Raw genomic sequence first — 19,644 nt, 5'->3', positions numbered from 1 at the left:
CTGAGTTTGAGGAAAGCGTTTTCCTTGATAGTGCGCCTCATGCTTTCCGTTCTTTAGTAAGGCGCGATCGCTTCCGTCTTGACTACATCCTCGAAGGTTGGAATGAAAACGGCATCCAATACCCAGCACCTTTAAATGTGCTTACCGCCGCTTATGCCATTCATTTAGATGTGAATGCTAGGCAAGGTAAGTCTGGTTATGATGCCAACTGGGGGAGATTTACAGAACTGGCTAAAGATTTTGAAACTAGTCCTCTGTACGTCTTTTCTTATCTTAATCGCTGGGTTCGTAACCAGGGATCGGAAACAGCGCGAATTGAAAAAATCAGGCTTTATGCCTATCATTTTTATCCTTGTTTTGACCCTTGTGTGAAATATGACACTAATATGGAGCAATTAATTGTGCGAGAAGCATCAAGTCTGAATCATCCTAAAAAATTAACAGATTTATACCGCCGATTTTACCGAGCTAATAAGCGTTATAATCCTAAATCTAATGCTGTGTTGAAACCAATTGATATTGCGGCTGAAACTATACTCAAAGCTGAGTCAAGTGTGTTTCAGGGAGAAACATTAGTTGTGGCTGTTGCAGCAGAAGTTTTTAAACTGATGGATCGTGTTCATTCTTCTACTGCTGAAGGACGCTGGATCATGAGCAAACGAGAACAGGAACGGCAGGCTGTTCTAGATTTTGCAAAGTATTTTGTAGTGGAGGTATTTGATAAATCATTTGCAGGCGATCGCGCTCGTTTAGCTGGTCGTCAACTCAACTTAATTCGAGATACTTGCGAATTTCTATATCGTTTAGAAGATGATAAAGAAAACGCAGTCAAAGATGAAAAATCTACGGAAATAGATAATGAAAATGAGTAGGGATTTACCTGAAAATTTTTGCTGCAAACGTAAACAATTAATAAATAATTCTTTGGATATCAATCATGGCACTTTTAAAAACTGTTGAACCCAAATTCTTTCAATCTGAAATTCCATACAAACCAATGGGTAAATATGTTCACTTTCTCACTGTTCGGATTACCGAATCTTATCCACTATTTCAGACAGATGCAGAACTGAATAAAGCACGGGTAAGAGCAGGAGTTAAAGACAAAACCACGATTAGCCGTTTGTCAATGTTCAAGCGCAAACAGTCTACTCCAGAGCGTTTAGTTGGTCGAGAATTATTGCGTAACTATGGATTAATGACGGCTGAAGAATGCGAATATAACGTGAATTTTGCAATGGATAATCCTGATTGCATCATTTACGGATTTGCTATTGGTGACTCTGGCTCGGAAAAATCGAAAGTTGTGGTAGACACGGCATTTTCAATTACAGCTTTCGATGAATCACACGAAACCTTCACCCTCAACGCTCCTTATGAAAATGGCACGATGGCTTCTAAAGGCGAAAATGGTTCTAAACCTGGTGAAGTTACCAGTCGAATTAATCAACAAGACCATATTAGACCGCAAGTTTTCTTCCCTAGTATTGTCACCTTGAAAGACCCTACTGAAGCTAGCTTTCTTTACGTTTTTAATAATATTCTGCGAACTCGTCATTATGGAGCGCAAACAACCCGTACAGGTCGGGTTAGAAATGAATTAATTGGTGTTGTATTTGCGGACGGAGAAATCACCAGTAACCTGCGTTGGACTCAGGCAATATATGACCAAATGAAATCTAATAATACTCTAAATGCTCCCGATCCGCTAGATGAAGATGATGTGATTACTGCTGCTAAAAATGCTATTGAGGCGTTAATGGCTGATGAGTTCATTGTTCATACAGATTTAATTGGTGATGCTTTTGTATCCCTAATTAATGAAGTCAAAACTTTAATAGGAAGTGAGAAAGGAATTCAGACAATTTTGCAAAAAGCTGATGCAGAAGCTAAAGATTATGCCAAGAAGCATATTAGCAAGAAGAAGACTACTGCTAAAGCGGGGAAAGAGTAATGGTGTCAATCTACCGTTGTCAATTAGAACTTCATGACAGTCTCTATTTCGCAACTCGTGAAATCGGGCGATTGTATGAAACAGAGGCGATAATTCATAATTACGCTCTCTGTTATGCACTGGGTTTAGTTGATAGCAAAATCTACTCTACTACCGTTGCTGAAGAACATTCTTATCGCTACTTTTGTTCAGAACAAGTGCCAAAATATGAGGAGCATTTAACGCCACTCAATCAACAGCAAATTTACGTAACTCCGGCGCGATCGCTCAATCATTCTTCCATCCTCAACACCTGGAAGTATGCTAACAACAACTACCACGTTGAAATGGAGAAAACACAGAAGAATATCCCTAGTTTTGGGAGAGCAAAGGAAATAGCAGCAGAAAGTAGATTTGAGTTTTTTGTCATATCTCAAAAAGAACTCAAATTAACAAAGTGGATTCGCTTGGGTAAATGGATGAGCAAGGCTGAAGTAACGGTTGAACAATTACCGAAACCTAAAATTGCTGAAGGTATATTCACTTGTACACATCCATTAAATCCTTTAGACGTGATGTTCATTAATCAAGTGATTAGCTATGACGTTGTGAATATGCCTCCAGTTAGCTTAATTCAGAATGTACAAATGCGAGGGCAATACTATCAATTTGATGGCATTCAAAACTTAAAAATTCCAGTTCGCATGGAATATCGTTTTAAGGGTTAATTACTTCCCAAAACCCGAACTACGCTTTTTCTTTTTCTTAAGACCTTGTAAAACTAATGCATGCAGCTTGAAAAATAGACCTCTTGCATGAATAAAATTATGCCCTCAGACTGGAAGTCTGGGGCTACTAAAATTTAACTCTTAGTTTCGATATCGTATAACTGGCATAGGGTGAGGAGTTTTTGTTTGAGGCGATCGCGCAGACTCTCAGGTGATACAATCACACAATCTTCCCAATAGGGCGATACTTCTCGAATCAACCAGAAGGGATTAGCTACTCGCCGCACCACCTGACGCACATTATTAATCATGTCATCCTCAATATCATCTTTTTTGGGTTGATAGGCTTTAGCTAGCCAACCCCGCAAGTGTAATTGCACTTTTACATAGTCAAGTTCACCCCGCCAATCACCACTTGTAGGGACAACAGACTTAATTCGCTCAAAGCTTAAGCAACGATTGTGCCAAAGTTCAGGTAATTCTGGGATATCGTTTTCTACGTCTGCTGTCTCTTCGCACCAAATCATCAGATAAAAGCGTTTCTCAAAAAAGCGCACCTCAGCATGACGGACTTTATAATCTAGCTCGTGACCTTGAGAGTTGTAATAGAGAAGGTAGAAAGGCTGTTTTGCTTTACTTAGTTCTTCTATCGTATTTCGCCATTCTTGGATAGGTTGACTAAGTTGTTTCATCAGCAATTGACGAAGAGGTGCTTCGAGATTGCCACGTTCTAGCAAAAGTGCAAGTACAGTTTGTGCTTCTCCTATGTGACCTGCATCATTCAAAGCTTTTATTGCCTGCTGTAAGGCGTTAATTTGGTTAGAGTCAAGTATAAAGGGCTTTCCAACCTCTACAGACTGTTGTGCGATCGCTACTATTAAGCCCGAAATACTGGGTTCTTTGCCCCAATTTATGATGATTTGGAGTTAGTCAGAAAGCTAATTGAACGCCATTCAGGTCATAACGTCAGCGATGGAGCAAGATTTTTACCAGAAGACCCAAATATTGAACGTTGGGCGGCGATGCTTACAGGTGCGGATTTATTTGATTTAGGAATTCCAGATGCACAACGTTTTCGCAAGCTAGAAAAAGAATTAACTGTTGCTTTTGGGCGAAGCTGTAATCTTTTTAGAATCCGCATCTCTGAAGATAAAGGCTATATTACAGCCCTGTTGCTCGGTGCTTGCGAAGAGGTTTTACAAAAGCATGGGTTAAATCCTTTAGCAATTTTCCCTGATGGTGAACTTTTTGAAGGAGAAGCTTTACCAAATGTCGATTTGACAAAAGAAATAGCTGCTGTTTGGCAAATTAAAATTGACCAGGTTTTTGGGAATAATATTGAAAGACTTGTCAGAGCTACCAAGGATGGGATTAAAGTTACTTCTCAAGCTATCCAACAAAATATTGAGGAAGTATTGGAAAATATTGAGGCTCTTTTAGAAAGGAAAAAAGCTGGTTATAAATCAGACAAGATTGCTAAAGATGTAACTAAGTGGGGTGAAGCTGCTGGTGCAGATGCACTAATAAAAGCGGCTGAACTACAATTATTACCTGTAAGTAATGCAGAAGAATTTGCTATATCTGAGGGATTGAAAGCAGCTTATCTTAGTTACCGTGAAGCCGGATTAAGCCCTAAAGAAGTTTGGGATAAAATCGCTCATCATACGGGGATATCTGAACTTCAGCGCACTGCAATTGAGCCGTTTAATGGTCAATATGGGCGACCTTTATTTGCTGCTAAAGCTGCTGTTAAAGGAATTGAGGGTATTAAAGAAGCTCTACAAGAATCTTTCCAACTAAGAAAGGAAAGTACACAAATATCTGAAGAAACAGAAGTATCTGAAGAAATGATTGCAGCCGTTAGCCGAATGGTAAATTTACCTTTTGCTATTCGGTTAAATGGAGTCAATGATTTAAATGCTTATGTAGAAGCAAATCCGAGACAAAGATGCTCTTTAGGTTCTACTTCCACTGATATAGATGAGCTAATTTCAGATAATATGCCTCCTGGGACAAAAGTCCAAGCTTTTTCTAACCGCTTACCGGGCGGTATCAGTGCTGAACCGAAAAGACAAGCAGATTCAATTGCAGCTTTAGCCTATCAATTAATGGCAGTTGGGGCGAATTTTCCTGCTGTTAAAAAACAAGACCCGCTTTATCTACACTTAGCATTACCTAAAGGTTCTGCTCCAGAACTGTTGAGAATTTGGCGTGAACTTTTAAAACAACTTGCAGCGACAAATGCTGAAGGCGGCACTGTCACAGTTGATGAGTTGAAATTATATAAAGATAATCAACTTGAATTTAAAGCTAATAAAGTAGTTGGTTTAGCATTGCCAAAACGTCCTGATTTTGTTCACACATCTGTCATTATTCCTCTAGTTTGGGGAGATGTTAATAATTCATTAGCTTTACTAAAATCACTGAGACTTGCTTTAGAAATTTCCTTGTCTTTAGATATTGGCTTTCCTTTTACCTTGAGTAGCAATCTAGAAGTGGAGTTATCTAATGATGTTTACGGAAGAATAGAGGGAATTACTTCTGCACTGCAAACTTTATTGGGAAATGGGCAATATGAGCAGCGCCAAGATGCAGAAAAAATTCTTGAGCGGCTACGTTGCATTGGCAAACTAGCAATATCTGTTGCAAGTATTCAGAAAGCCGATGATTGTTTATATGATTTGGCTCGTGCTTGTGTCAGACCAATTGAACTTTATTATGTCTTGCTACGTTGGACTCTGCGAGAACAAGACGAACCAAATTTGAGTGTTATTTGGAGTCGTATTTGTGAACCATTAAATACTTTACTGGAGAACCTTATGCCGGATGAAACCTCATTATTAACTAAGTATCTCAAAGAAGCTGCTCAAGTTGCAGCAGAGGGAAAAATTTGGGGAAGTTCTTTTAAACGAACTGCTCAAGCAGAACCGTTTACAGCCTTTATTGCTGCCATTCGTTCTCAAAAGTCTTATTTGGGTTTGGATGTGATTTTTGCTGCTTTAATACAGCAATATCATACTCGCTTAGACCGTATCCGGGAGCATGGCGTAGGTGCGACAAAGTATGAACAAATAAAGCATTATTACGAGGTATTGCGAAAGCTATATGAGGAAGTCTATTCAGCACGTCCTGAAAAGTTTTTATCTGACCAAAAAACTTTAGAAGCTGCTTATTTATTTTTCCTTGAAGAAGCACGTAAACAGCTTAAAAGCCCACCTGAAGATGATTCTGTCGAAACAACTGCAACTGTTTAAATAATTAGGAGTTTATCATGTCCGTTTCAAAACTTTCCTCAGTACTAGCAACAAGTTATGAGAATTTCCCCAAAGGACGTTTTATCACTTTAGTTGTTTTAAGAACAACCCATTCTGAAACTATCTTTCGCACAGAGGGTTCAGGTGAGCCAATGTGTAGCGAATTTGTCCAAGCTGGTTTAGAGGGTGAAAATCAAAAAATTATAATTCAACGCTTGGTAATGACTAAGCGTAAACAAGTAGCACCAGAAAGACGTTACGGACGAGAACATTTAAGAGCGCATGAGCTTTTATACACTAACCCTAAAGATGGCTCTCTTTGTTCTTTAAATACTAATGCACCTTGTGAAATGTGTGCAGATTGTTTCCTTTACGGCTTCGCTGCTGGTGGTGGTGGCGCTCAAAAAAGCCGCATTTGGACTGAAGATGCTTTTAGTATTTTACCTGCTAGTGATGTTGTAGGCGATCGCACCATAAACGCCATCTACGAAAATGGCACAATGCGCGATGAAAAAGGCAACCCCTCAACAGCTTTAAATACCAGCGAATACATCAAACCAGGAGTGCATTTTCTGGATGTTGTTACTCTCAAAGATGTAACTGCGGATGAACTGCGCTATATCATTGGTAACATTCTTTTCACAAGTCGTTATGGTGCAGTTTCTAGTCGTGTTGGACGAATGGAAAACCAAATATTAGGCGTATTTGGTAGTATTACCGAACTTCCTAGTTCTCTGGAACTTGTACAAGCTACTTATGATGTTTTAGATAAGCCTTTAGAACACCCTTTGAATATTAATCAATTAATTACAGCAAGCAAACAAGTAATTGCTAATTGGAAAAATAAGAGAGGGGTTTCTGTGCAGCTATCTGAAGAGGAATTAGCCAATTTATTAACAGATATAGAAACTAATTGGTCAGAAGCTGAACGTGATAATTTTCTCAAGCGTTTAACCCAATCTTATGAACCCTTCCGTCAGGTTGCAACTGAAAAGAAAAAGGCTAAGGGTAAAGGAAAAAATACACTAGTTGAAGTAGAGAGTTAAATATGTCAACAATTCCTTTTCAGCAGGCAAAACTTGTTGAATTATACTGTCTTGAACCAGTCTTTTTTGCCTCTAGGGAGTTGTCTGATACCTATTACACTGAGGGGGTAATTGGGAATTATGCTCTTACCTATGCTTTAGGTAGAGTAAATTCCCCCTATCGCCTCCAAGGTCAGGCTACAGGACGACCAACCTACAAAGAAGATTTCCAACCAATAGCACAGGATTTTTATATCTTACCAGCTTCACCAGTAGGTAGAGTTACATTCAGATTTGAACGTTTCAATGCTCTTTCTGATTCTTACTGGTATGCAATGACTAATAACCGTGTTGCTACGGCGCGGGAAGATTTACCATTACAACGCCAAGGTAAAAAACCAAGTTCATTTAGACCAAGTAATTTTCCGCAAACTGGAAGACTGCGAATGATTGAACGCAGAAACAAGTTTCAAACTTTGGTATTTGGAAATTACCAATTACCAGATTACATTCGCCTTGGTAAATTCATGAGTAAGGTCAGAGTGAATGTGCTTAATGAATTTTCTGTGACTTTACTACCAGAAGGTGAATATCAAAGTCAACATTATCTAAATGCTGCCGATTTACCACAGCAAATAGAGGCTTTAGCGTTCGATTTAATTTCTATTCCTCCTGCACCCATCATTAAAAATCTTCGTTTTCAGGGTGCTGCTTGGCAAGTTGGCGAAATGATTGTACCAGCAGGTTTACATTTTTGCGGTAGAGAAAGTAGCAATGAGTAATCAAAACTTAGTTATCAGATTAGAACCCCGCAGTATTTGTGCATCTTTGCCTAATAAACTATCTTTCATAGATAATGCACTTCAGCACCAAGTTGATGTATTTGAACAATCTAAGGATGCAGATATCATCCTTGATTTAGCACCAACTGGCACAGGTAAAACAAAAGCAGGACTATCAGTATTAAAACATCAACCAAATCAAAGTGCTATTTACATTGCTCCAACTAATGCTTTAATTGAACAGCAAACAGAAGCAGCAAAACAGTTTGTTCGTGATGCTAATTTACCTCATGTTGTGAAATCAGCTTCAGCTAAAGATATTAAAAGCTGGCCTGATGATAAAGTTGGTCGTCGTTCAGGAGAAAAGCTGTATAATGTTTTGCGAAATCCCGCTACAGTTTTCGATGATGTTGGGGCGAATAAACCAATTCTCTTGGTAACAAATCCTGATATTTTCTACTATGCAACTTTCTTTGCATATAACAATCTGGATAGAGGCAATATTGCTGCTGGTTTTTACACCAAATTTTCTACAGTCATTTTTGATGAATTTCACCTCTACGATGCTAAACAGCTAGTAGGAATGCTGTTTTATCTTGCTTATTCTCATGTTTTTCGGTTTTTTGAAAATGGACGCAAGGTAGTTTTACTCACAGCAACGCCAGAACCTGCTTGTGAATTAGCATTGCAGAATTTAAAACAGGCTGGTGTAAAAATAGCAATAATTAATAGAGAAGCTAGTAATACTAATCTTTTACCATCACAAACAGCAGTTAATCTGCAATTAAGACCAAAACCTGATAGTAAGGAAGAATGGCTAGCAGAATTAGCAGCAGAAGTTGTTCATCGTTTTCGAGAAAGACCTGATGAAAATGGTGCTGTAATTCTTGACTCTCTTGATAATATTAACCGTCTCTCAGATTTACTGCGACATCAAGGAATTGGTGATTACATTGGACGAATTACAGGCCCTGCACCCAAAAAAGATAGACAAAGGGCTATGCAATGTAAAATCATTTTGGCTACTAGCACAGTAGATGTAGGATTTAACTTTGAAAGACATCCTGAACCGAAACGGCAAAATTTAGATTGGTTGATTTTTTCAGCACGCGATCGCGCCGCATTTTGGCAGAGAATTGGTAGAGTAGGGCGTGTTTTGGGTAAATCTGAAACTAATATTGATTCAGAAGCCATTGCTTACTTACCCGCTAACGCCTGGGATGAAGGTTTAACTTCTCTAGATACTACCGGGGGACGTACAGCGCTAAAAGACTTACTTGAAACACTTCCCTCTTTAGATAAGCCTTTTTTAAAAGCTTACTGGCGTTCAGAAGCATTTCTAGAAATTGCCCGTCCCTTGTTGGAATTGGAAGAAATGCTTGAAGGTTTAGCTGAGGAGAAATTGATTTTGGAGTTATTCAATACTCTAAAATCTATTTTTGAAGGAAACAGAACTTGGGATGATTATCGCTATAGAATGAAACTTTTACGAGGCGCTGAAACTATTGCGAAAAAAACTCCCAAAGAAATCAAAAAAGATTGGAAGTATATCAAAGGTGGTCAAGCGTTTGTTAAAACTTTTATCAAAGCTAAGTTTCCTGAAGACTGGGATGACTTACAATCTGGACGTACAACATTAGACGAATACGTAGATTTATTTAAAAAAGATGAAGATGCACTAGCTGAGTTAAAAGAATTTGCTGAAGTTTTTAGTACAAGCTATGCACCATTATTTGATTTTCGTTCTACTCTTTTTGAAAGTCTTTCCATTCGTGACCCTCATGGTTTTATTCTAGATGAATCGGAGGAAACAAGACTAGATCCTTTTCACCTATTACGCTATTACGAATTTGTCCAAAATGGTGATTATATTGAAGTAACCAGTCGCGCTACTGAAACTTATCAATTAAGTTTTCGATTGCGTTATACTGATAACTGGCAAGATTTTATCAGTACAGAACTGAACAAACTAACAGCTTTTAAAAATTGCCAAATTATCCGCAGTGCTGGGGGAGCAATACGACCAACACCCCTAATACAAGCCTTAAATAAACATCTGTTACCAGGAGTAATTATTTGCCCCAGAACGAATACTGCTGTTATTTTTCAATTAAGCAAGCAAGGAATTACTTCTTATCCAATAACTATTGTTTGTAATGATATGGAGAAAGAATATAGATTTTTTACAGGCTTGTCAGGAATTTTAACAATGGCAATGAAGTTTAAACAATTACGTCTTCCAGATGATGAGGTTTTTATTGCAGGATAAGTAATTAAATGCTCGCACCAATAATGCGAGAATTTGTAGAGCAACAATTTATAAGTATATTTCTCTCACATCCATCGTGAAACACTATCAACAACAACCAAACGCCTTCCCCAGCGATTACCTAAACAACTTGTGGGGAGAAATCCAAGCTTGTCCTTACTTTGCTATCAACAACCTCAACCGTGATTTTGTCGCCACTAAAGGATTTTCTGTAGTGTTTCAGCGTTCTGGATTAGCAAAAGTAGAACAGCAGTTTCCCTACTTCAAGCTTTACCTCGATTTGGCTCTCCAACCGACTTGTAATGCTTTTTACCTCAATCCTTTACAGCTAAAAGAAGGCTCCCGCGTCGATCCGCATATCGATCGCTCCTTACGTTCCTACAGCAAAACCATTGAACCACCTGCGGTTGTCAGCGTTCTTTATGTGCGCGTACCAGCAGATATGCAAGGGGGAGAACTGGTATTGCGATCGCACAAACGCCAACTTGGGAAAATTAAGCCCCAATTCAATACTTTAGTTTATTTTCAAGGTGATTTAACCCATTCGATTAACGCTGTCAAAACCCCAGGAAATCGCTTAAGTTTAGTTTGTGAACAGTATAGTTTGAGTGATGCTGAACTCCAGCAAATCCCTGAGTTCACTGTAGAGTCAAGAAGCACTCAGTCTACAACCAAAAAGAGAAAGTATGCCTCATAGTTTAGTATTGAATTTGCTACCTCAATCGCCCATTCCATCACAGTATCTTACAGGTAGACATCTCCACGCTTTATTTTTAACCCTTGTTAGTTCTGTAGATACCACATTAGGCGAGCGCTTGCACGATTCCACTGCTGATAAAGCCTTCACTCTTTCTCCCCTCCAAACTAACTCCCCCCTTTTGAAGGGCGGTAAGGGGGGATCTAAATTGCAATATTCACATCAACAACCCATTCCCGCCGGAACACCTTGTTGGTGGCGCATCTCTTTATTAGATGATACTTTATTTAGCAAACTTACTCAACTCTGGCTAAATCTTAATCCCAATCGCCCTTGGCATCTTGGCCCAGCTGACTTGTATATTACCAGCATTCAAGGCACACCCCAATCTATTCAACCTTGGGCAAATGCTAGCACCTACGCTCAGTTATACCAAGAAGCCGGCGATCGCAATTCTTCGATTAACCTTAACTTCTCCACGCCTACCGCCTTTCGTCAAGGACAGTATGATACTACCCTTCCTACTAGAGAATCTGTTTTTAATTCCCTACTTTCACGGTGGAATAAGTACAGTGGCATAGAATTTAATCAGATTGCGATCGAGTCAATCTTTCCGTCTTTTGTAAACATTCACACAGAGATATTAGCTGACTCTCGTAGCAAATTTATTGGCATTCTTGGCGAAGTTACTTATAAAATTTTAGGGGCAGTTGAACCAATACAAATTAAGCAAATTAACGCCTTAGCTGACTTTGCTTTGTATGCAGGAATTGGTCGTAAAACAACAATGGGCATGGGGATGACGCGGCGGCTATATTCTCCCTAATTTCAAACATCATTTAAAAACCACCTAAGTTATGAACCAAACCGAATATATTTCTATTGCAGCATTGAACCAATATGCCTATTGTCCGCATCGCTGCTGGCGGATGTTTTGTGCAGGGGAGTTTAGCGATAATCAATACACAATTGAAGGCACAACTTTACACGATCGCGTCCACACTACAGGCGATATACAGCGAGGAGAAACTTGGCAAGTTCGCGCAATTTGGCTGAAGTCGGAGCAATACAAACTCATTGGGAAATCTGATTTGATTGAAGCAGAATCAGGTGAAATTTATCCAGTGGAATATAAGCGGGGACGCAAAGGCGAATGGGATAATGATGAGTTGCAAGTCTGTGCCCAAGCTTTATGTTTAGAAGAAATGACAGGACAACCAGTTAATACTGGATATATCTATTATGCCCACTCCCATCAACGGCAATTAGTAGAGATAAATCAAGAGTTACGGCAAAGTGCGATCGCTACTATTCAATCTGTCACAAATATCCTAGAAACAGGAATGATGCCAAAACCAGTTTACAGCAAACGCTGCCAAGGATGCAGTCTTTACTCGCAATGTTTACCCAAAGCAACTGATAAAGTCAAAAGTTATCAAGAAGTAAATTAAATCATCCAATTTATTACTAGCCCTGGCGACTGGAAGTCGGGGCTACACAGACAAAACCTACCTCCGTGGGTTAGAAAACCCTTGATTATTAGTCCACGGAGGTGGACTTTGCTTGTGTAGTAGCGAATTCTATTCGCCTAATACTTTTCAAACTTCAGCACCAATTATTACTAGGAAGAATTAAAAATGGGAACAGTTTATATAACACAAGCCGATGCTTTTATCGGCAAACTTGACGAACGTCTCACCGTCAAAGCTGAACAAAAAACAATCTTAGATATCCCTTTAATTAAAATAGAGGGAATTGTAGTACTAGGTCGGGCTACCGTTTCTCCCGCCGTTATTAGTGAACTTTTAGAACGTCACATTTGTCTAACATTTCTCACACAAAACGGACGATATTTAGGGCGTTTAGAACCAGAAGTTACAAAAAATATCTTTGTTCGTAAAGCCCAATGGCAAGCTGTGGGAGAATCACAACCAGCAATACATTTAGTTAAAGGATTTGTGCGGGGTAAATTGAAAAATTACCGCCATACTTTACTTCGCACTCACCGAGAACATCCTGATGTTGATCTGAATAATAACATCACTCGATTGGAACACGCGATCGCACCAATAGAAAACACTAACAATATTGATTCCCTCAGAGGCTTAGAAGGTGCTGGTAGTGCAGCCTATTTTGGTTGTTTTCAACAGCTAATCAAAACCTCAGAATTTAAATTTGAAGCCAGACGCCGCCGCCCACCAACCGATCCAGTTAATGCCCTACTAAGTTTTGGGTATTCATTGCTACGCCATGATGTGCAAAGTGCTTTAAATATTGTCGGTTTTGACCCCTATTTGGGATACTTACACGTTGAGCGTTATGGTAGACCTTCCCTAGCCTTGGATTTGATGGAAGAATTTCGTCCTTTAATAGTCGATGCTGTGGTGTTGTCGCTTATTAACAAGCGATCGCTCACTTTAGCTGACTTTACCACCGAACCGCTCAGTGGTGCCGTTTCTTTAACCAAAGAAGGACTGCATACATTTCTTCGCGCCTACGAACAAAAGAAACAATCGAATTTCAAACATCCAGTCATGGGAAATAAATGTACCTACCAAGAATCCTTTGAAATTCAGGCGAGGTTATTGAGTAAGTACCTCATGAACCAAATCGATAAATATCCCCCCTTAATTCTCAAATAACTTGTCATTTTTCCCTCTTCCCCATCCCCTTTATGTATATTGTTGTCAGCTACGATATTCCAGAAGATAAGCGTCGTACTAAAATCCATTCGATTCTCAAATCTTACGGTCAATGGATGCAACTGAGTTTGTTTGAGTGCGATATCACTTCTACTCAGTATGCTAAACTGCGATCGCGTTTAGTTAAATTGATTAAACCCGACACTGACAGCGTTCGCTTTTATTTTCTCTGTGGCTGTTGCCAGCGAAAAGTCGAGCGTATTGGTGGAGAACAGCCACGGGACGAAACAATTTTCTTTGCTGAGTCACCTTCTAGCTAGGTTTCTGCATCTCAAATGCGCGGAGGGGTGGGTGTACAAATTCCACACCCTCAAAAAAATGCTTCTATGTCAACTCCAGCAAGGATTTCAGCCATTAGTCGCCCACTTTTCATCCGCGCAATCTCTAAAATGCTTACAGAAATTAGGTTTCAGCCTTTAAAGTTTCCCAACACTCTTCCCAAACGAATTCTCTAATGCTATGATTGCCCTATTGCAATTCATCAAAATCCCTATCAGGGATTGAAACCAAGTATTTGGCGAGGGAGCTACGCAGAATGAAACATTGCAATTCATCAAAATCCCTATCAGGGATTGAAACATCAGGAATTAAAAGCAATCCAACCTCAGGAGTGATTGCAATTCATCAAAATCCCTATCAGGGATTGAAACATAATTTTTTTAGATAAGCGTCCCCCGCCATGCTGGGAAAATTGCAATTCATCAAAATCCCTATCAGGGATTGAAACACGGTTCAAGGCGATATTTCAGCCGAGGATTGAGCTTATTGCAATTCATCAAAATCCCTATCAGGGATTGAAACGACGCATTCAATCAACGTACCGAGGTACAAAAGATATTGCAATTCATCAAAATCCCTATCAGGGATTGAAACAAGAGCGTGATAAACTTCTATCATAAATCCTCTTATTGCAATTCATCAAAATCCCTATCAGGGATTGAAACGACCATTCAACCCAGTACGACCGGCTAAACCCGGTATTGCAATTCATCAAAATCCCTATCAGGGATTGAAACTTAACTACATTATCTACCGCCGTGGTGATGCGGTAATTGCAATTCATCAAAATCCCTATCAGGGATTGAAACAGTTGTCTGATGCCGGGACTAGGAAATACATCTTAAAACAGTAGTAGTTCCAGTTGAATAGAAACAATTACTTAAAAAAACCTCCATCTTGAATGCTTGGAGGTTTTTTAAAGCTAACACCTAAGAACAAATAGCTTTTTCAAAACTTAACAAAATACGTATTTGTTGGCAAGAATTGGGTAGTTCCTGAATTTGTAGCCAAGTCATTTATATTACCTGTTCTAAGCACTGCAAACTTATCAGTGAATAGCAATATTTCACCATTCCCAGGAGTAGCCCAAGCTTTGCGAGTCTTTAGATGATTCGGAACAACTAAAAAAGCTGCGTCGCCACGATAAGGAGGAATTGGTTTACCTAAAAATGTTTTGATATCTCTGTTGATAAGTGCGTAAGCAGCGCTAGAGCCAACAAAAATATCTGTGCCATCTGAGTAAATGGTTTTAGGGAAATTGCTGTTACCATCTCCCAACCCTGCTGTTGTAGGAAGTCTTGTAAGGCTTAGTTGCCCACGATTAACAGTAAAGTTAGTAAGATTTACAACTCCTGTATATACCTTTGTTTCGTCGCGGGTCTGAGCAGCATTGGTATACTTATCGGTAGTAATCAACGTTTGGGTTATTAAATCTTTACCGTTCCATCTATAGATAGAATTACCACCATAAACAGACCCAAGTACGTAGAGTTTATCCCCAGAAATATGTAGGCGATTTAATCGGGTATCTGCCATGTTATCAGCAAGGCTACCTGCACCATAACCCCAAAGCTTACCTTGGTTGTCTCCTGGCAAATTTGGCAGATTGAATAACTTTGTGCCATTGAAACCCATTCGGTAAAGAAAAGCTATTTGGACGGGAATACCTGCCCGTTTTTGTTGTTGAAAACCACTGATGTAGAGGTAGTTGTTTTTGTACTCAAAGTCCATTACCTCCGTCACGCCATAAGTATTTTTGGCTTTGAAGTTGAGGCTGGTGTCATATATTGATAAAGTATTTGCGGACTGTTGAATGACCAGCCCCTCTAGAAACTTGACTCGCGTTCTTGAATTGGCTGTGTTGCTGACAATATGCTGGGTAGCTCCGTCAGTACTTAATTTTACTAACCCTGTTGGGACAGCGAGAACATAGGTTTTGCCGTCAATTACTGCACAGTCACGGGCATCATGAGAAGAGTTTGGAATTAGTTTTTTTGTCCCATTCTCTTCTACTTCCCATACCCCTTCAGGATTGATGATCGCAACTTTACTGCCGTTGGTGCAAGCTGCTCTTGGCGAAGAGATATTGACATAAGCGGCTAAAGCGGGACTAAAGTAATCAAACATTTTACACCTAAGAAAAAAAAATGCTTCAGTTGGTAAGAAGGTTTTAGCATAGGCCTAATTGATACGGGATGTCAAAAGATTTTTTGAGCCTGATAAAATCTAACCGCATTGCAATTCATCAAAATCCCTATTAGGAATCAAAATAATATTAATTATCTAAGGTTAATCGCTGTCCTGCTGATTTAGCAATGATTCCAAATCAGTTATATTAGAAAAATCTAATAGCGCTTCTCCTAAATTTTCTAATTTTTGAGCAGATAATACTTATAAACAAGCTGCTCTTGGCGAAGAGATATTGAGATAGGCGGCTAAAGCAAAACTAGAGTAATCAAACATTTTACATCTAAGAAAAAAAATGCTTCAGATGGTAATAAGTTTTTAGCATAGGCCTAATTGATACGGGATGTCAAAAGATTTTTTGAGCCTGGCGAAATCTAACCGCATTGCAATTCATCAAAATCCCTATTAGGGATTGAAATAATATTAATTATCTCAAGTTAATCGTTAATTGGTAACCGTTCACGGGGGGTAGAAGATTCGCCTAAAAGCTAAATCTCTTGCAGAGCAATAGTTTGTGGCGATTTCTGCTCGCAACTAATCATACCTAAAATATCTAAAAAACAATTTCCAGACCAATGTAGGACTTTTGGCTACTCAAAATAAGCCCGAAAAAATCAAATCTAGCCTAGTTTTCGTATTGATTCCATGTGATTTCACCTGAGTTCGATATAAGAAATTAGCTTGAAAATCTTGTCTGATAAGCTTTCAGACTAAATGATATAGGCGCTTTCTCACAGCGATTATTGAGAATTAAAGGTATTTGTTGAAAATATAATGTTTATTATCATTATAGGAGCCTTGTTAAGAACAAAGACCGAGTGTGTTTTTCAGCGAAAAGCTTTATCCCTAAGGCTTTTAGGCATTTTCTTACGTCGAACTCAGGTGATTTCATGTCGGGCATTTTTTTACCCCCCCCCCTGAACGGTTACGTTAATCGCTTTCCTGCTATTTAACCATGCTTCTAAATCAGACTTGATAAACATCCTCTATAATTCAGACTTTTGACCATGATTAATAACAATGCATACTTGTACCAATTATCTGTGAGGTTGCATAGAAAAGGGGCTTAAGCCCCTTGTTTCACCAAATTTGATTTTGTGCAGTTTTCCAAAGAATTGATATTAGTCCATCAAATGTTGCTGAACTTTTGAGACTAATTCATTTGTCCAGTAGTTGGCAAGTTCGGCATCGGCGGCTTCTACCATCACTCTGATTACTGGTTCTGTACCAGAGGCGCGAACCAAAATTCTGCCGGAATCACCCATTGCAGCTTCAGCAAGTGCGATCGCTTGTTGTAGAGGTTGGCAATCTTTCCATCCCAAACGGCGATCGCGATCCATGACTCGCACGTTCCGCAACAATTGTGGATAGGTCTGGAAGCTCTGATCTACCAATTCCGCTAAGGAAACACCCGCCTCTTTTACCAAAGCTGCTACGTGTAAGGCTGTTAATAAACCATCTCCAGTCACGGCATAATGACGGCAAAGAATATGACCCGATTGTTCGCCGCCGAGCATTCCCCCAGTCCGCAACATTTCGGCTTGCACATATTGATCGCCGACTGCGGTACGAATTAATTTGCCGCCAATTTGTTGCCAAGCTTTCTCAAAACCTAAGTTAGCCATGACAGTAGATACAATTAAGTTATCCGGCAACTGTTGATTTTGTTGTAACTTGCGTCCCCACAGATAGAGAATGTAATCGCCGTTAACTTGCCGTCCTATATTATCTACAGCTAAGACGCGATCGGCATCGCCATCAAAGGCAAAGCCTAAGTCGGCGTTGTGTTCTTGTACTGTTGCTGAAAGAATATCCAAATGGGTGGAACCGCAGTTAACATTAATGCGATCGCCATCCGCTTCGTTATGCAAGCAGATTACCTCTGCTCCCATTTGTGTAAATACTGATGGCGCTAACCCAACTGCTGCTCCCCATGCCAAATCTAAAACAATCTTCATTCCCTGAAGATTTAGCTTACTGTTCAGGGGTTTTTTCAGCGCCTCGCTATAATGCGCCACTAGCTCAAAACGTGAGTAGTGCCGTCCGCAATTACTGACCCTAGCAATAGGTGATATTTTGCCACGCAGTCCGGCTTCAATTTCTGCCTGCAATATTTGCGGCAACTTCCCACCATCCGCACTAAAAATCTTAATGCCATTGTCTTCTGGCGGATTGTGGCTGGCAGAAATCATCACTCCGCCGATAGCATCACTGATGCTGGTGACATAGGCAACGCCAGGAGTGGGACATAATCCCAAATACCAGACCTCTAACCCTGCTGCTGTTAACCCTGCACTCAAAGCCATTGCTAGCATATCGCTGGAGTTTCTAGAGTCCTGTCCGAGAATGACTGGCCCTATTTGAGTAGCATGGTTACGTAAAACAATCCCTGTCCAAAAACCAACTTGTAATGCTAGGGGCGCACTGAGTAATTCTCCGACTCGTCCGCGAATACCATCAGTACCAAATAAGGGATTTGCTGGTAGTGGAATTAAATTCACCGCAAAACTGCTCTCAATTCCTTTGCCCAATCCATCAGCTTCAAAAGCAGAACCGCCAGGAATGCCTGGTGTCCGAGTTATAGATGAAACCATAAGTTTAAACACTCCACACAATCACACTGAAAAATAACACTTAAGACTTTATTCAGCAATTTCGACCTGCTTTTTCTCTTGAAAAATTCATTCTGAGCAAGCTAATATTACGTAATAGTACTTAACTCATACCTTTGTAATTGTAAATTTTTCATAAGTCAGTATTCATTTTTACTGTATGAGTAAAGTCTCCACATTTTATCTAATTATTGCTTTTAATCAAAACATCGGAATCTAAAAGTTCTATTCCTTTAGCATTGTTGCTGTGTAAAAAACTACAAAATAATCTGAGCAGCTTAAAAATTTTTAATATAAATTCTCATCAAATAGTTTTAAAGTAACGGTTTAATGGCTTTTTTAGCCGTTAGTAAATTAAAACTTCGGTAGTTGACTTTTTAAAGTTGAGAATTTAGCATGAGCAGCAATTTAGCAACCAAATTACGTGTAGGCACTAAAAAAGCCCACACAATGGCAGAAAATGTAGGTTTTGTCAAATGCTTTTTAAGAGGAGTAGTCGAAAAAAACTCTTACCGAAAACTAGTTGCTAACTTCTACTTCGTTTACTCAGCGATGGAAGAAGAGATGGAAAAGCACCATCAGCACCCAATTCTTTCTAAAATTAACTTTCCCCAACTAAACCGCAAACATACCCTAGAGCAAGACTTGGGTTATTACTTCGGGGCTAATTGGAGAGAGCAAATTCAACTATCTCCCGCAGGTAAAGCTTATGTAGAGCGCATCCGAGAAATATCTGAAACAGCACCAGAACTGTTGATCGCCCATTCATATACTCGTTACCTGGGTGACTTATCTGGGGGACAGATTCTCAAAAATATTGCTGTAACAGCGATGAATTTGTCTGATGGGCAAGGAACAGCCTTTTATGAGTTTCCAGAGATTTCCGATGAGAAGGCATTCAAAGCGAAATATCGTCAGACTTTGGATGAACTACCTCTTGATGATGCTACCAGCGATCGCATCGTTGATGAAGCTAACGCCGCCTTTGGTACGAACATGAAGATGTTCCAGGAATTAGAAGGTAATTTAATCAAGGCGATCGGTGTAATGCTGTACAACAGCCTGACACGCCGTCGTACACGCGGTAGTACTGAACTCGCTACTGCTGAATAAGCTAATGTGCGACACAGAGAGCCGACGATTAGCTTAATTTCAAGAGTGTTAAAAGCGCTCAAT

General features: G+C 39.6%; 16 protein-coding genes, 1 pseudogene and 1 CRISPR repeat array. Of the genes and pseudogenes, 13 read left to right on the top strand and 4 right to left on the bottom strand.

Going from position 1 to position 19,644, the window contains the following annotated elements; all coding sequences use genetic code 11:
* The 3 genes from cas10d to cas5d (ACEW80_RS11565) all read left to right on the top strand — a co-directional run.
* On the top strand, window positions 1-872 hold an 872-nt coding region (gene cas10d / locus ACEW80_RS11575; RefSeq protein ID WP_373526713.1), incomplete at its 5' end, for a type I-D CRISPR-associated protein Cas10d/Csc3.
* A 65-nt stretch (window positions 873-937) separates the two neighbouring features.
* Window positions 938-1,954, top strand: a complete 1,017-nt coding sequence (cas7d, locus tag ACEW80_RS11570) for a type I-D CRISPR-associated protein Cas7/Csc2 (protein WP_373526712.1) — start codon at window positions 938-940, stop codon at window positions 1,952-1,954.
* Window positions 1,954-2,661 (top strand): type I-D CRISPR-associated protein Cas5/Csc1, encoded by a 708-nt coding sequence (cas5d, locus tag ACEW80_RS11565; protein WP_373526711.1) that lies wholly within the window; start codon window positions 1,954-1,956, stop codon window positions 2,659-2,661. The genes cas7d (ACEW80_RS11570) and cas5d (ACEW80_RS11565) overlap by 1 nt, the downstream gene beginning before the upstream one ends.
* Before the next feature lie 134 nt (window positions 2,662-2,795).
* On the opposite strand, the gene ACEW80_RS11560 is transcribed toward cas5d (ACEW80_RS11565), so the two are convergent.
* A complete protein-coding gene (locus ACEW80_RS11560) occupies window positions 2,796-3,446 on the bottom strand; it encodes a transcriptional regulator (RefSeq protein WP_373526710.1) in 651 nt (216 codons plus the stop codon).
* A gap of 135 nt (window positions 3,447-3,581) precedes the next feature.
* Here ACEW80_RS11560 and ACEW80_RS11555 point away from each other — a divergent pair, with 135 nt between their 5' ends.
* From ACEW80_RS11555 to cas2, 9 genes are all read left to right on the top strand, one after another.
* Complete coding sequence (locus ACEW80_RS11555) at window positions 3,582-5,915, top strand: CRISPR-associated protein Csc3 (RefSeq protein ID WP_373526709.1); 2,334 nt, start codon at window positions 3,582-3,584, stop codon at window positions 5,913-5,915.
* 17 nt (window positions 5,916-5,932) lie between these two features.
* A complete protein-coding gene (gene cas7d / locus ACEW80_RS11550; protein WP_373526708.1) occupies window positions 5,933-6,961 on the top strand; it encodes a type I-D CRISPR-associated protein Cas7/Csc2 in 1,029 nt (342 codons plus the stop codon).
* 2 nt (window positions 6,962-6,963) lie between these two features.
* On the top strand, window positions 6,964-7,722 hold the full coding sequence (gene cas5d, locus ACEW80_RS11545; RefSeq protein ID WP_373526707.1) for a type I-D CRISPR-associated protein Cas5/Csc1: 759 nt from the start codon (window positions 6,964-6,966) through the stop codon (window positions 7,720-7,722).
* Window positions 7,715-9,991 (top strand): type I-D CRISPR-associated helicase Cas3', encoded by a 2,277-nt coding sequence (gene cas3 / locus ACEW80_RS11540; protein WP_373526706.1) that lies wholly within the window; start codon window positions 7,715-7,717, stop codon window positions 9,989-9,991. Before cas5d (ACEW80_RS11545) ends, cas3 begins: the two co-directional genes overlap by 8 nt.
* Before the next feature lie 76 nt (window positions 9,992-10,067).
* Window positions 10,068-10,688, top strand: a complete 621-nt coding sequence (locus tag ACEW80_RS11535; RefSeq protein ID WP_373526705.1) for a 2OG-Fe(II) oxygenase — start codon at window positions 10,068-10,070, stop codon at window positions 10,686-10,688.
* A complete protein-coding gene (gene cas6 / locus ACEW80_RS11530; RefSeq protein WP_373526704.1) occupies window positions 10,678-11,514 on the top strand; it encodes a CRISPR-associated endoribonuclease Cas6 in 837 nt (278 codons plus the stop codon). The genes ACEW80_RS11535 and cas6 overlap by 11 nt, the downstream gene beginning before the upstream one ends.
* 31 nt (window positions 11,515-11,545) lie before the next feature.
* On the top strand, window positions 11,546-12,139 hold the full coding sequence (cas4, locus tag ACEW80_RS11525; protein ID WP_373526703.1) for a CRISPR-associated protein Cas4: 594 nt from the start codon (window positions 11,546-11,548) through the stop codon (window positions 12,137-12,139).
* Window positions 12,140-12,325: 186 nt separating this feature from the next.
* Window positions 12,326-13,330 carry a type I-D CRISPR-associated endonuclease Cas1d gene (gene cas1d / locus ACEW80_RS11520; protein ID WP_373526702.1) on the top strand — a complete coding sequence of 335 codons (1,005 nt, stop codon included), beginning with the start codon at window positions 12,326-12,328 and terminating at the stop codon, window positions 13,328-13,330.
* A gap of 32 nt (window positions 13,331-13,362) precedes the next feature.
* On the top strand, window positions 13,363-13,650 hold the full coding sequence (gene cas2 / locus ACEW80_RS11515; protein WP_373526701.1) for a CRISPR-associated endonuclease Cas2: 288 nt from the start codon (window positions 13,363-13,365) through the stop codon (window positions 13,648-13,650).
* Window positions 13,651-13,860: 210 nt separating this feature from the next.
* Window positions 13,861-14,478: direct repeats of the CRISPR family, unit length 37 nt; unit sequence ATTGCAATTCATCAAAATCCCTATCAGGGATTGAAAC.
* Between the two features lie 139 nt (window positions 14,479-14,617).
* On the opposite strand, the gene ACEW80_RS11510 is transcribed toward cas2, so the two are convergent.
* From ACEW80_RS11510 to glmM, 3 genes and pseudogenes are all read right to left on the bottom strand, one after another.
* The gene (locus ACEW80_RS11510; protein ID WP_373526700.1) at window positions 14,618-15,796 is read right to left on the bottom strand and encodes a hypothetical protein; all 1,179 of its coding nucleotides are present in this window, start codon (window positions 15,794-15,796) and stop codon (window positions 14,618-14,620) included.
* 162 nt (window positions 15,797-15,958) lie between these two features.
* A pseudogene (locus ACEW80_RS11505) lies at window positions 15,959-16,057 on the bottom strand (DUF4351 domain-containing protein); the annotation flags it as partial.
* 920 nt (window positions 16,058-16,977) lie between these two features.
* Window positions 16,978-18,450 (bottom strand): phosphoglucosamine mutase, encoded by a 1,473-nt coding sequence (glmM, locus tag ACEW80_RS11500; RefSeq protein ID WP_373526699.1) that lies wholly within the window; start codon window positions 18,448-18,450, stop codon window positions 16,978-16,980.
* Between the two features lie 414 nt (window positions 18,451-18,864).
* On the opposite strand from glmM, the gene ACEW80_RS11495 reads away from it, so the two are divergent.
* Entirely contained in the window at window positions 18,865-19,581 is a 717-nt protein-coding gene (locus ACEW80_RS11495; protein WP_373526698.1) for a heme oxygenase (biliverdin-producing), read from the top strand.
* Window positions 19,582-19,644 lie beyond the last annotated feature (63 nt).

It is taken from the genome of Nostoc sp. (assembly GCF_041747015.1).
In the GTDB taxonomy this organism is placed as follows: Bacteria; Cyanobacteriota; Cyanobacteriia; order Cyanobacteriales; family Nostocaceae; genus Nostoc.
This window is presented reverse-complemented; position numbering and strand designations above follow the sequence as displayed.